12 protein-coding genes are annotated in these 12,488 nt (G+C 61.8%); 7 read left to right on the forward strand and 5 right to left on the reverse strand.

The window, feature by feature from the left end; all coding sequences use genetic code 11:
• Positions 1-98 precede the first annotated feature (98 nt).
• Positions 99-1,145, reverse strand: coding sequence for an NAD(P)-dependent alcohol dehydrogenase (locus C5J22_RS24510; RefSeq protein WP_105440370.1), 1,047 nt, complete (start codon positions 1,143-1,145; stop codon positions 99-101).
• Between the two features lie 188 nt (positions 1,146-1,333).
• Between C5J22_RS24510 and C5J22_RS24515 the strand changes: the two genes are divergently transcribed.
• On the forward strand, positions 1,334-2,236 hold the full coding sequence (locus C5J22_RS24515; RefSeq protein ID WP_105440371.1) for an AraC family transcriptional regulator: 903 nt from the start codon (positions 1,334-1,336) through the stop codon (positions 2,234-2,236).
• 22 nt (positions 2,237-2,258) lie between these two features.
• Here C5J22_RS24515 and C5J22_RS24520 read toward each other — a convergent pair whose 3' ends face one another.
• Positions 2,259-2,621 (reverse strand): DUF4087 domain-containing protein, encoded by a 363-nt coding sequence (locus C5J22_RS24520; RefSeq protein ID WP_105440372.1) that lies wholly within the window; start codon positions 2,619-2,621, stop codon positions 2,259-2,261.
• A gap of 186 nt (positions 2,622-2,807) precedes the next feature.
• On the opposite strand from C5J22_RS24520, the gene C5J22_RS24525 reads away from it, so the two are divergent.
• A complete protein-coding gene (locus C5J22_RS24525; protein WP_105440373.1) occupies positions 2,808-3,446 on the forward strand; it encodes a TetR/AcrR family transcriptional regulator in 639 nt (212 codons plus the stop codon).
• Positions 3,447-3,486: 40 nt separating this feature from the next.
• On the forward strand, positions 3,487-4,506 hold the full coding sequence (ilvC, locus tag C5J22_RS24530; protein WP_037082110.1) for a ketol-acid reductoisomerase: 1,020 nt from the start codon (positions 3,487-3,489) through the stop codon (positions 4,504-4,506).
• Positions 4,507-4,529: 23 nt separating this feature from the next.
• On the opposite strand, the gene C5J22_RS24535 is transcribed toward ilvC, so the two are convergent.
• Positions 4,530-4,916: a type II toxin-antitoxin system VapC family toxin gene (locus C5J22_RS24535; RefSeq protein WP_105403460.1), complete on the reverse strand. Its 387-nt coding sequence runs from the start codon at positions 4,914-4,916 to the stop codon at positions 4,530-4,532.
• Positions 4,916-5,125: an AbrB/MazE/SpoVT family DNA-binding domain-containing protein gene (locus C5J22_RS24540; protein WP_046599786.1), complete on the reverse strand. Its 210-nt coding sequence runs from the start codon at positions 5,123-5,125 to the stop codon at positions 4,916-4,918. The genes C5J22_RS24535 and C5J22_RS24540 overlap by 1 nt, the downstream gene beginning before the upstream one ends.
• A gap of 166 nt (positions 5,126-5,291) precedes the next feature.
• Between C5J22_RS24540 and C5J22_RS24545 the strand changes: the two genes are divergently transcribed.
• Positions 5,292-6,518, forward strand: coding sequence for a PLP-dependent aminotransferase family protein (locus C5J22_RS24545; protein WP_105440374.1), 1,227 nt, complete (start codon positions 5,292-5,294; stop codon positions 6,516-6,518).
• 81 nt (positions 6,519-6,599) lie between these two features.
• On the opposite strand, the gene C5J22_RS24550 is transcribed toward C5J22_RS24545, so the two are convergent.
• Entirely contained in the window at positions 6,600-8,501 is a 1,902-nt protein-coding gene (locus C5J22_RS24550; RefSeq protein WP_105440375.1) for a hypothetical protein, read from the reverse strand.
• Positions 8,502-8,744: 243 nt separating this feature from the next.
• Here C5J22_RS24550 and C5J22_RS24555 point away from each other — a divergent pair, with 243 nt between their 5' ends.
• From C5J22_RS24555 to C5J22_RS24565, 3 genes are read left to right on the forward strand one after another with little or no spacing between them, the layout of a single operon-like run.
• Complete coding sequence (locus tag C5J22_RS24555; RefSeq protein WP_105440376.1) at positions 8,745-9,728, forward strand: ABC transporter substrate-binding protein; 984 nt, start codon at positions 8,745-8,747, stop codon at positions 9,726-9,728.
• Between the two features lie 12 nt (positions 9,729-9,740).
• Positions 9,741-11,435 (forward strand): iron ABC transporter permease, encoded by a 1,695-nt coding sequence (locus C5J22_RS24560; protein WP_105440377.1) that lies wholly within the window; start codon positions 9,741-9,743, stop codon positions 11,433-11,435.
• Positions 11,423-12,451 carry an ABC transporter ATP-binding protein gene (locus C5J22_RS24565; RefSeq protein WP_105440378.1) on the forward strand — a complete coding sequence of 343 codons (1,029 nt, stop codon included), beginning with the start codon at positions 11,423-11,425 and terminating at the stop codon, positions 12,449-12,451. The genes C5J22_RS24560 and C5J22_RS24565 overlap by 13 nt, the downstream gene beginning before the upstream one ends.
• Positions 12,452-12,488: the final 37 nt, after the last annotated feature.

The raw sequence follows: 12,488 nt of genomic DNA on the forward strand, positions 1-12,488 counted from the left end.
TCGTTTCGACGACACGCTTATCTCAGCGACCGGGAATGGTCGGCGTAATAAAAAAGGGCGGTCCGTGGACCGCCCTTTCTGTTTCGACCTTTGGGCTGTCAGGCAGCCAGCGAGGCGATGTCGATGACGAAGCGATAGCGCACGTCGCTCTTGATGACGCGTTCGTAGGCTTCGTTGATGTCCTGAATATTGATCTTCTCGATTTCGGACGTGATGCCGTGCTCGCCGCAGAAATCCAGCATTTCCTGAGTTTCCTTGATGGAGCCGATCATCGAGCCCGAAAGGCTCTTGCGGCCGCCGATGACCGAGAAGGCATGGACCGGGACCGCATGTTCCGGGACGCCGACGAGCACCATCGAGCCGTCGAATTTCAGGAGGCCGAGATAGGCATTCCAGTCGATCGCCGTGCCGACCGTGCAGATGATCAGGTCGAACGTGCCGGCGAGCTTGGTGAAGGTCTCGGCGTCGCTGGTGGCGTAATAGTCCTTGGCGCCGAGCCTCAGGCCGTCTTCCTTTTTCGACAGCGTCTGGCTGAGCACCGTGATATCGGCGCCCATGGCCGCGCCGAGCTTGACGCCCATGTGGCCGAGGCCGCCCATGCCGACGATCGCGACCTTCATGCCGGGACCGGCCTTCCAGTGGCGCAGCGGCGAATAGAGGGTGATACCGGCGCAAAGCAGCGGGGCGCCGGCGTCGAGCGGAATATTGTCAGGGAAGGAGAGGACATAACCTTCCTTGACGACGATCGCATCCGAATAACCACCATAGGTCGGCGTCGTGCCGTCGGCCTCGACGTCGTTATAGGTCTGGGTGAGGCCCGGCAGGAAATGTTCGTAGTCGAGATCGCGGGTGGCGCAGCCGATGCAGGAATTCACGAAGCAGCCGACGCCGACACGGTCGCCGACTTTGAACTTGGTGACACCAGCGCCGACGGCCGAAACGACGCCGGCCACTTCATGACCCGGCACCATCGGAAAGCGGGAATTGCCCCATTCGTTGCGGGCCTGGTGGATGTCCGAATGGCAGACGCCGCAATACTGCACCGAGATGACGACGTCGTCGTCATTGGGTTCGCGGCGCTCGAAGGTGAAAGGCGTCAATGGTTTCGACGCGTCGGTCGCGGCATAGCCTTTTGCAATAGCCATGGGAGCTCCATTCATCTGTTGGGGTTGGGAGGGAATTGGACGCGCGGACTATGCCTCCGGACCTCGCAACGGCGTTAGAGCGATCCTGCGAGCTTTTTGCACGATCCTGCAAAAGTGATCGCTCGCCTGTTGGTTTCAGGAGCAAGTCGGCATAGGAAAAGCGGTCACCTGCTCATTCCGGAGGCTCCATGACACTGCCCTTCAATCCCTATCACGAGGCGGCCTCGATTGCCGCGCGGCACGTTCAGAAGGATGGGGAAGTGTTCACGGCCGTTGGAAATCTGATGCTCAGCCGGCGGACGGTCCCAACCGCACCGCTCTATATGGACTACCGGCCCTGCCTCGGTTTGGTCCTGCAAGGCACCAAGAGCGTCAAGCTGGGGGACGAGATGATCGCCTACGGCGTTGGCGATTACCTTCTCACCTCGATCGAATTGCCGGTGACCTCGCGCGTCACTGTCGCAAGCCCGCAGGTGCCGCACCTATGTTTCGCGCTTGCCATCGATACGGACCGCCTGTCCGCGCTGCTGGAGCGGGTAGACGTTCCACGGCCTGGTTCCGACACGGATGCCATGCGCGGTATCGTCTCCAACGTCGCGCCTCCGGAATTGCTCGATGCAGCCACGCGGCTGCTTCGCCTCCTGGACCGGCCGGCTGACATAGCGGCCATGGCGCCGCTCATCGAGCAGGAAATCCTCTATCGCGTGCTTTGCGGGCCCGACGGCGCACGGCTTGTTCATATCGCGACCGCCGAAAGCCGCAGCAACCGCATCGCCCGCGCCGTCGCCTGGCTGCGCGCCAATTTCCACCGCACGCTGCGGATCGAGGACCTTGCGGACCATGTCGGCATGAGCCCGTCCTCGCTGCACCATCATTTCAAGTCGGTGACCGCGATGACGCCGGTGCAGTTCCAGAAGAAGCTGCGCCTGCATGAGGCGCGGCGGCTGATGCTGCTGGAGGGCCTCGATGTCGGCAGCGCCGGCCACCGGGTCGGCTACCAGAGCCCGTCGCAGTTCAGCCGCGAATACAGCCGGCTCTACGGCATATCGCCGCTGCGTGACGTGGGTGCGATCCTGGCCGCGGCGGAATAGCGAGGCCTAAAACCCTCGGGGATCAACCGGGGAATTTCAGCGCCTTGTCGTTGCGGCACTGGGCGAGCTTGAGCTGCTTGAACGAATAGATTTTGGTGATCTGTCCGTCGCCGTCCGTATCGACCTTCATACAGGCGCAGGCGTAACCGTAGCTGCCGTTGGTGCGGACATAGTCGCGCTCCGAAATGTCCGGGATGAGATCCATGCCTTCGGGCTCGTCTTCGCTTCCCTGGGTGCGGATCGTCCAGGTGGCCTCGGCGTCGTCCAGCCACCAGTTGCCGGGCGTCGGATTCTGGATCCAGCCGCAACGGTTGTCGGCGGCATGGGCAACAGCGGCAAGGGCAAGAAAAGCGAAGGCGGCGATGGCGCTGTATACCCGGTTCATGAATGTCCTCCTGATCGTTCGGGCGATTGTATCGGCTCCGGGAACGTCTAGCTTAAAAACCTTCATCGTTGATGATCGGACCTTAAAAGAACGGGCTTGACGGCGGCGGCGGATGCTTTATACGAGCAGAACCGTACCGTACGGTACGCAAAAGGATTTAAAACCGTGAGAGCCGACACCTCCGACATGCCCGAATTTTCGCCGCGCCAGAACGCCGTTCTGGAACAGGCGCTTCGGCTGCTCGTGGAAGGCGGCGAGAAGGCGCTGACCACCTCCGGTCTTGCCCGCGCCGCCAATTGCTCCAAGGAAAGCCTCTACAAGTGGTTCGGCGACCGCGAAGGCCTGCTGGCGGCGATGATCGCCCATCAGGCGAGCAAGGTGCGCACCTTCGAACGTTCCGGCGAACGGCTGACCGCCGATCTCCTGCGTGACCATCTCGAACTTTTTGCCCGCGATCTGCTGGTCGTCCTGGCCGGCGACGTTTCGCTGGCGCTGAACCGGTTGGCGATCGGCCAGGCGACCCGGGAAGGATCGAAGCTCGGGAAGCTTCTGCTCGAACACGGCCGCCGGCAGATCGACCGCCGCGCCATGGCGCTGATCGACCAGGGAAAAAGGGCAGGGCTGCTGCGCTTCGACAATGCGGATGCCGCCTATCACACGCTTTACGGCCTGATCGTTTCCGACCTGCATGTGCGCATGCTGCTCGGCGAGCCCGGCCTCAAGGACAATGCGCGCCAGGCGGAGAGGGCGGTCGGTGCCTTTCTCACGCTGCACGGCACGCAGAAACAATCGGCGGACGCGCTCGGCGTCTCCGCTGGACGATGACAATCATCAACAGACCTCACGCATAGGGAAGGAAAAATCGATGCGCGTTTATTATGATCGGGATGCCGATATCAACCTCATCAAGTCCAAGAACGTTGCCATCATCGGCTACGGTAGCCAGGGTCGCGCGCATGCGCTGAACCTCAAGGACTCGGGCGCCAAGAACGTCGTGATCGCACTCAAGGCCGGTTCCGGAACGATCAAGAAGGCGGAAGCCGACGGCTTCAAGGTGATGACCGTTGCCGAAGCCGCCAAGTGGGCCGACCTGATGATGATGGCGACCCCGGACGAACTCCAGGCCGACATCTACAAGGCCGAAATTGCCGGCAACATCCGCGACGGCGCCGCAATCGCCTTTGCGCACGGCCTCAACATCCATTTTGGCCTCATCGAGCCGAAGACCTCGGTCGACGTGGTCATGATCGCACCGAAAGGCCCGGGCCACACGGTTCGTGGCGAATACCAGAAGGGCGGCGGCGTTCCTTGCCTCGTTGCCGTTCACCAGAACGCTTCCGGCAACGCGCTTGAACTGGCTCTCTCCTACGCCTGCGGCGTCGGCGGCGGCCGTTCGGGCATCATCGAAACCAATTTCCGCGAAGAATGCGAAACCGATCTCTTCGGCGAACAGGTCGTTCTCTGCGGCGGTCTCGTCGAGCTGATCCGCGCTGGTTTCGAAACCCTGACCGAAGCCGGCTATGCGCCGGAAATGGCCTATTTCGAATGCCTGCACGAAGTGAAGCTGATCGTCGACCTGATCTATGAAGGCGGCATCGCCAACATGAACTACTCGATCTCCAACACGGCCGAGTGGGGCGAATACGTCACCGGTCCGCGCATCATCACCGAAGAAACCAAGGCCGAGATGAAGCGTGTCCTGAAGGACATTCAGACCGGCAAGTTCACCTCGGACTGGATGCAGGAATACCGTGCGGGCGGCTCGCGCTTCAAGGGCATCCGCCGCATGAATGACAGCCACCAGATCGAGGAAGTCGGCGCCAAGCTGCGCGGCATGATGCCCTGGATCGGCAAGAACAAGCTGGTCGACAAGAGCGTCAACTAAGCTTTCAAGTTCGGGGGTGGAGCTTAACGTTCCGCCCCCGGTTTCTGAACATAGGTGACATGCGGCAGATGTTCGAAATGCCGGTCGCAGGTCAGAAGATCGGCATCGAGGAGCCTTGCCGTCGCGTAGATGATGGCATCGGCGGCCGAGAGCTGAAAACGGCGGGAAACTTCGGCCGCATCCAAGGCAATTTCGGTGCCGAGTTCAACAACGAGGCATTCGGTTGTATAGGAAATGAAGCGGTCGGCAGATTCCTCGCCCTTCTCCCGCATCAGCCATTTGCACATTTCCATTTGAACGATCGTCGGCACGACTATTTCGTGCACTTCGGGAATCTCGTCTGCCAGACGTGAAGCCAGAGGACTGTCGATCAGCCATTCGATCCATGCCGAGCTGTCGACCACGCGCATCAGTACCGATCGTCCCTGTCCCGGTAATTGCTCGTGTCGGCGCCCTTTGCTATTCCTCGCAATTCGTCTCGTGTCGGCACCGGGACGAGAACGACGCTCTTTCCTTTTGGAACGAAGGCAAATTGCTGCCCAGCTTGCCAGTTATGCCTTTCACGGATTTCCTTGGGTATGGAAATCTGGAATTTGGACGACAAGGTCGCAACTGCCATGATCTTACCTCCGGCGCATCGATCGCTTATTGGTAAGATAGGTCGGTTCGTGGTAAAGCACAATGGTCCAAAAAAACTGCAGCAACCTCGATAGGTCAGTCTTGCTGACCTATCGAGGTTTGTGTAAAGTTCGGACAAAGAAAATTGAAATAAGAGGAAACATCCCGTGCTTGATTGGGAACAAATCTTTGCGACGCGCTCCAGCCGCATGCGCGCCTCTGAAATCCGCGAACTGCTGAAGCTGCTCGACCAGCCTGATATCATCTCTTTCGCAGGCGGCATTCCCGATCCGGCGCTGTTTCCGGACGTGGCCTTCAAGGAAGCCTATTCGGACATTTTTTCCAGTGCCCAGGTGGGGGCGGCGCTGCAGTATTCGGTCAGCGAAGGCTATAAGCCGCTGCGCGAATGGATCGCCAGCGACGTCGCCAAGATCGGCATCGACTGCACGCCCGATAACGTGTTCATCACGTCCGGATCGCAGCAGGCGCTCGATTATCTCGGCAAGCTGTTCCTGTCGCCGAACGACACGGCGCTGGTCACCTGGCCGACCTATCTCGGCGCGCTTTCGGCCTTCAATGCCTACGAGCCGAATTACGACCAGCTGTCGCTGAACGGCAATCGCACGCCGGAAGCCTACCGCGACACCGCGGCCAAGACCGGCGGCGCCGTCAAGTTCGCTTACCTTTCGGCCGACTTCTCCAATCCGACCGGCGAGACGGTTGACCTGGCCGGCCGCGAAAAGCTGCTGGCGCTTGCCGACGAACTCGACATCGCAATCCTTGAGGACGCCGCCTATCAGCACCTGCGGTATGACGGCGAGGCCATTCCGCCGATCATGGCGCTCGACATCGCCCGCCGGGGCGGTATCGAAAACACCCGCACGATCTACAGCGGCAGCTTTTCGAAGACGCTGGCGCCGGGCCTGCGCGTCGGCTTCGTGGTCGCGGCGATGCCGGTTATCCGCAAGCTTGTTTTGATGAAGCAGGCGGCCGACCTGCATTCCTCGACGATCAACCAGATCGCCATCGAGCACGTCGCCTCGCGCGGCTTTGACGCCCAGGTCGCCAAGATCAGGTCCGTCTACAGCAAGCGGCGCGATGCGATGTTGGCGGCACTCGACAAATACATGCCGAAGACCGCCACCTGGACGCGCCCGGAAGGCGGCATGTTCGTGTGGGTGACCTTGCCGGAAGGCATGGACGGTGCCGAGCTGCTGGCGAAATCGATCGCCACGGAAAAAGTTGCCTTCGTTCCAGGCAGGGCGTTCTACGCGGACGGCAGCAATGCCAATACGCTGCGCATGAGCTTCTCCTGCGCTGACGAGGCGATGATCGACGAGGGTATCAAGCGGCTCGGCCGCCTGATCTCCAACGCGATCCGCGCTGCTGCCTGAGCCTTCGAAAGCCTTTGACGAAAAAGCCTGCCGCAGAACGGCAGGCTTTTTTGTTGGTGCATAATGCTTTCCGCTGTCCGGCTAGTCGGCGGCAAGCACGATCAGCATGTCGCTGTCCGAATAGGTGGTCACCTCGGACCGGGGCGGATTGACCACCACGCCGCCGAGATTTCTGAGGTCGGCATCGCCCGGCCGCTGGCGGCGGTGGCCGATGGCAATTTCGCCGCGGCGAAGGGCCGCGAGCGCCACCGTGAAGAAATTCACCGGCTTCGAGATGTCGACATAGTCGCTCATCGGCCGCATGTAGATCTCGGAGCCGGCCTCATCCAGAAGCTCGTTGAAGATTGCCGCCATGGATTCGTTTTCGGATGCCTGGGCCAGCATCAGGCTGACCAGCTTGTTGCTGACGACGAAATCCTCGGCGCGGGTCACTTCCGCCAGCTCGCGGTTGCGCACGTCGATCATTTCGCTGACCACGCTGATGTGCTTGCCGGCCTTTTCGCCGATCTTGCGGAGCTGCAGCAGGGTGATCAGCGTGCGGGTGTCGGCCGATTGCGCCATCATGCTGTCGCTGTAGCCGAGAACCAGGACGTGGTCGTAGGACGGGATATCGAGTGCATCGAGTGCCGAACGGCTGCTGGTGTCGATCACCCGGTGATCGACCGCGAGCAGTGCCTTGTCGAGGTGAAGTGCTGCAATCTCGTCTTCGAATTCCGGCGTGTCTGCGGCGATCATCAGCCGCGAGCCGGGGGCCACGTAACGGACGAGTTCGGTCGCGATGATCGGGCCACGGCGGTTCCAGCCAAGGATCAGCGTGCGTTCGGCAGTCTTGCCGCGTTTGACGATGGCCTTGATGGTATTCTTGTCGATGCCCATGTCGCCGGACCAGGTTTTGATCGAGTCGTCGTCCTCGGCGATGATGACCGCGCGGTCGCCGGCGACGATCACCTGGTTCGGGTCCGGGTTGAGGCGGATTGCGCCGTCCTTGTCGCAGAGGCCGATCAGCGTGCTGTTCTCGTAAGCGAGCACCGCATTGCCGAAGGACTTTCCGACGAGGCCGGGCTGTTCGAGCGTGTAGATCTCGCAGCCGTCGAAATCGAGCAGTTCGGAATAGACCGCGCTCAGGCCCGCCTGCCGGCTGGTATGGACGACGATGCGGGCGATCAGGTCGTCGGCGAGCACCAGTTGCATCTCGCCGCCGCCGACGATCCTTGCTACTTCGGCATTGTCGGCGCCGCGGATTTCCGCAGCGATCATGTATTTCTCGGGCCGCCGGTTGGGATCGTTGACCAGCGCAAGCACCGTCTTGATCACCTGCGGGTCCGCGTCCTCACCTTCCGGTGACAGCACGATGATCGACCGCGACGTCTGCGGGTTGACGATGCCGAGATCGTAGAGATCGGTCGGATCACCGCTGCGGCAGATGATCTTGGTGTTCTTGCGATCGACGACCTTGGTGGCGATCTCGTCTTCCATCTCCACCTTGTCCTTGTTCGCCATGATGACGATGCGAGGATTGCGGCGGCTCTGGTTGGCGATGATGAGTTCCGAGATGACGTCGAAGATCGAGGGCGACCAGTTGAGGATGATCGTGTGCTCGGTTTCGAGTACCCGCGAGCGGCCCTTGCGCAGCTCGTCGAGCTTTTCCTCGAGGCCGGACGAGATGACGCCGATCAACGCGGAGAAGACGAAGATGCCGGCGAGCGTGACCAGCAGCATGATGATGCGGAAGCTCCAGCCCTGGTCGGCGCCCATGGTGCCGGCATCGAAGGTGCGCATCAGCGATTCCCACGTGCCTTCGATGAAGCCGAGCGATTCTGCGCCTTCCGGAGCGATGCCGGTTATGGCGAGTATCGCGCCGGCGATCATGATCACGATCAGCGATATCAGCGCCAGCCAGCCGATCAGCGCGATCGCGCCGCCCGCCATGCTCTTGTCGAACCCATAGCGCAGTCGTGCGCCCCAGTTGTCCCGGCTTTTCATTCAGTGCCCCCGAAATATACCCTGGAGCACGAGATGGCAGGATTTGGTTGCGAAACAATTGAAGTAGCGGGGTCCGGCAGTGCCGTTGTGCCGGAATGATCGAATAACAGTAAATTTAGTCTTCGTATTTCGGTCGCCGCTGGTAAAACATGCTGGAAGATCGGCGTTGCCCCCAGCCTGTCACATGGCTGTCAAGCAGGAATGCTTATCGTCCGCAGCTTATGTTCGAACAGGGACGCTCCGATGAAGAACCTTCTTTCCGCTTTCACCGCCCTCGTGGCTTTCGGCATGATTGCCGGCGCCGCCGAGGCCGCCGATCTCGTGCTCTATACCAGCCAGCCGAACGAGGACGCCCAGGCGACTGTCGACGGTTTCAAGGCTGCCAATCCGGGGCTCGACGTGCAGTGGGTGCGTGACGGGACGCCGCAGATCATGGCCAAGCTCAATGCGGAGATCCAGGCCGGCAATCCGGCAGCCGACGTTCTGCTGATTGCCGACACGGTGACGCTCGAGCGCATGAAGCAGGCAGGCCAGCTGATGGCCTACAAATCCCCGGAAGCCGCCAATTACGACAAGGCCCTCTATGACGCCGACGGCTTCTACCATTCGACCAAGCTGATCACCACCGGCATCATCTACAACACCCAGGCCGCGATGAAGCCGACCAGCTGGGCAGACCTTGCCAAGCCGGAAGCCAAAGGTCTCGTCACCATGCCGAGCCCGCTCGCCTCGGGTGCCGCCCTCATCCACGCACAGACGCTTTCCGGCATCCCCGGCCTCGGCTGGGACTATTACAAGAACCTCAAGGCAAACGGCGCGATTGCAGCCGGCGGCAACGGCGCGATCCTGAAGTCCGTCGCTTCGGGCGAAAAGGCCTACGGCTTCGTCGTCGACTACCTGCCGATCCGCGAAAAGGCGAAGGGCGCTCCCGTCGAATTCGTCTTCCCGAAGGAAGGCGTGTCTGCGGTGACCGAGCCGGCAGCGATCCTTGCCTCCACCAAGCATGCGGACAATGCCAAGAAGTTCATCGACTACGTGCTCTCGCAGAAGGGCCAGGAAGGCTTCCTGAAGCTCGGCTACATCCCGGCTCGTAACGGCATGGCCGTACCGGCCGGCTTCCCGGCGCGCGAGACGATCAAGGTCCTGCCGATCAATGCCCCCGAGGCGCTCAAGAGCTCCGAGAAGGACGTCAAGGGCTTCGCGGATATCTTCGGCATCAAAGGCTGATATAAGCGCCATATGACGCGACCTCAAAAACAGGGAAACAGCCAGCCACGCTGGCTGTTTCCTTTTGTCGTAACCGTGATCTTCTGCCTGAGCGTGCTGCCGCTCGGTCGGCTTGCCGCGACCGGAATCATGTCCGCCTTTCGGGGCGGGGCGAGCGAACTTCTGTCCGACCCGGGCCTGTGGCGGTCGGTCTACGATACGCTGTCCACCTCTTTCTTCGGCATGATCGCAGCCGTCGTTCTGGGCGGCGGCTTCGCGCTGCTGCTGACGCTGTTTGACATCCGGGGCAAGGCTCTCCTCGGTTTCCTGCTCATGCTGCCGACGATGATCCCGCCGCAGGTGACGGCGCTTGCCTGGATCGGCATGACCGGGCCTTCGAGCGCGCTCCTGAAAGCGATCGGGCTGGCGCCGCCTCTCGGTTCACCGCAGCCGCTCTATTCGATCGGAGGCATCGCGCTGCTCTACGGCGTACAGAATGCGGCCTTCGTCTACCTGTCGCTGCGTGCCGGGCTGCTTGCGCTGCCGCGCGACGCGGTGGAGGCGGCGAGGCTTTCCGGCGCATCGTCCTTTCAGGTGCTGAAGGACGTCATCCTGCCTTTGTCGCTGCCGGGTCTCGCGGCAGGCGCGGCGATTGCCTTCGTTTCCTGCGTCGGCAATTTCGGCATTCCGGCAATCCTCGGCATTCCCGCCGGGATCTATACGCTGCCGACCCTGATCTATTCGAAATTCGCGGCTTTCGGTCCCCGCACGTTCGCGGACATTTCAGTCCTGTCCGGCCTGATTGCGATCCTGTCGGTGATCGGGCTGATGGTCGAGGCACGGGTATTGCGCGGCCGTGACTATCGCGTCATCGGCCTGTCGGGGCAGGTGGCCGTGTTCCGGCTCGGCACGTGGCGCTGGTTTGCCGAACTCCTGCTCTGGCTGACGATCTTTCTGATACTCGCCATGCCGCTCATCGCTCTCGTCGCAAGCTCGCTGGCGCCTGCCTACGGCGTGCCGCTCAGCCCGGCGACCATTACCATCAAGGCCTATGAGGAAATCCTGTTCCGCCAGGCCGCGACGCGCATTGCGTTCACCAATTCCCTTTCGCTGTCGCTCGCCACCGCCTTCGGTCTCCTGGTGGTGACGGTGCTGACCGGCTATTTCCTGGTGCGCAGCAAGAGCCGGTTCGTGGGCCTCATTTCGGCGCTCGCGGAAATCCCCTATGCGCTGCCGGGCATCGTGCTGGCTGTCGCCTTCATCCTGCTGTTCGCGGCGCCAATTCCGGTAATCGGCATCTCCATCTACGGGACGATCTGGATCATTCTGATCGCCTATTTCTCGAGTTTCTTCGCCGTCAGCCTGAAGCCCGTGGTCAGCGCCTTCCGTCAGCTCGATCCTTCGCTCGAGGAGGCGGCGCGGCTTTCCGGAGCAGGGTTCGCGCGCCGGCTCGTCGATATTCTCGTGCCCCTGGTGGCACCGGCTGCGGGCGCCTCGGTGATCCTCGTGTTCCTGATCGCCTGTAACGAGCTGACAGTCTCGGCGCTCCTCTGGTCGGCTGGCACCCAGACGCTTGGCGTGCTGATCTACAATCTCGATGACAGCGGCAGCTTCAACATCGCGGCTGCACTCTCCGTCCTTGTGGTCATCATGGTGATCGCGATGATGGTGGTGCTGGAACTGATGGCGAAACGACTGCCGAAAGGTGTGGTACCGTGGCGAAGCTGATCCTCAACCGCCTCTCCAAGACGTTCGACACAGGCGGCCGTGCAGCCGTCAACGACGTGTCGCTGACGGTACGCGAAGGCGGCTTCCTGGCGCTGCTCGGGCCTTCCGGTTGCGGCAAGACGACGGTGCTCAGGATGATCGCCGGTTTCGAACAGCCGAGCGACGGCTCGATCCTGCTCGGCGAGCGCGTTCTGGCGGACGCAGCCGAGATGGTGCCGCCGGAACATCGCAACATGGCGATGGTCTTCCAGTCCTATGCGCTCTGGCCGCATATGAGCGTTGCGGAAAATGTCGGTTACCCTTTGAAGGTGCGCGGCATTCCGGGCGAGAAACGTGCACGCAAGGTGACGGAGGCGCTTGCCGCCGTCCGCCTCGAAACCTACGCGGACCGCCGTCCGGCGGATCTTTCCGGCGGCCAGCGGCAGCGCGTGGCACTTGCCCGCTGCCTTGTCACCGAGCCGGACGTCGTGCTGCTCGACGAGCCGCTCGCCAATCTCGACCGGCACCTGCGCCAGGAGATGGAAGAGACGTTTCGCGAGTTTCACGCCCGATCCGGTGCGACGATGATCTATGTCACCCATGACCAGGCGGAAGCGATGGCGCTTGCGACCGATGTCGCGGTGATGTCCGAGGGCCGGCTGCTGCAGGTGGCGACGCCGGAGGAAATCTATGCGCGGCCGGAGGGCCGGTTGGTCGGCGGCCTCGTGGGGCAGGGGGCGATCCTCTCGCTACCGTCACCGTTCGGTGACAGGCGGCTTTTCGACTGGCCCGCCATGCAGGAGATCCTCGCCGGACTGGCGCAGGAGCCGCGTGCCGACATCCTCGTCCGTCCGCAGGACGTCGAAATTGCGGCGGAAGGACAGGTGGCCACCGTCCTCTCGGTGCTGTTCGAGGGCGAACGTTATGCGCTGCGTCTCGCTCTGCCGGACGGACAGGCGTTGCGCGCTTTCAGCCGCCAGCCGGTCAAGGTCGGCGATCGCCTGTCGATCGTGATCCGCGCTGCCTGGAGATTGTAGCCAGGCGTCGCCGTGGTTATGGTGTTGGCCAAGAAAA

The organism is Neorhizobium sp. T25_13 (assembly GCF_002968675.1).
GTDB lineage: Bacteria > Pseudomonadota > Alphaproteobacteria > Rhizobiales > Rhizobiaceae > Neorhizobium > Neorhizobium tomejilense.

Bases quoted from the DNA above. Each gene is read 5' to 3' on its own strand.
- C5J22_RS24510 (WP_105440370.1), bottom strand. From the start codon at position 1,145: ATGGCTATTGCAAAAGGCTATGCCGCGACCGACGCGTCGAAACCATTG.
- C5J22_RS24515 (WP_105440371.1), top strand. From the start codon at position 1,334: ATGACACTGCCCTTCAATCCCTATCACGAGGCGGCCTCGATTGCCGCG.
- C5J22_RS24520 (WP_105440372.1), bottom strand. From the start codon at position 2,621: ATGAACCGGGTATACAGCGCCATCGCCGCCTTCGCTTTTCTTGCCCTT.
- C5J22_RS24525 (WP_105440373.1), top strand. From the start codon at position 2,808: ATGCCCGAATTTTCGCCGCGCCAGAACGCCGTTCTGGAACAGGCGCTT.
- ilvC (WP_037082110.1), top strand. From the start codon at position 3,487: ATGCGCGTTTATTATGATCGGGATGCCGATATCAACCTCATCAAGTCC.
- C5J22_RS24535 (WP_105403460.1), bottom strand. From the start codon at position 4,916: ATGCGCGTGGTCGACAGCTCGGCATGGATCGAATGGCTGATCGACAGT.
- C5J22_RS24540 (WP_046599786.1), bottom strand. From the start codon at position 5,125: ATGGCAGTTGCGACCTTGTCGTCCAAATTCCAGATTTCCATACCCAAG.
- C5J22_RS24550 (WP_105440375.1), bottom strand. From the start codon at position 8,501: ATGAAAAGCCGGGACAACTGGGGCGCACGACTGCGCTATGGGTTCGAC.
- C5J22_RS24555 (WP_105440376.1), top strand. From the start codon at position 8,745: ATGAAGAACCTTCTTTCCGCTTTCACCGCCCTCGTGGCTTTCGGCATG.
- C5J22_RS24560 (WP_105440377.1), top strand. From the start codon at position 9,741: ATGACGCGACCTCAAAAACAGGGAAACAGCCAGCCACGCTGGCTGTTT.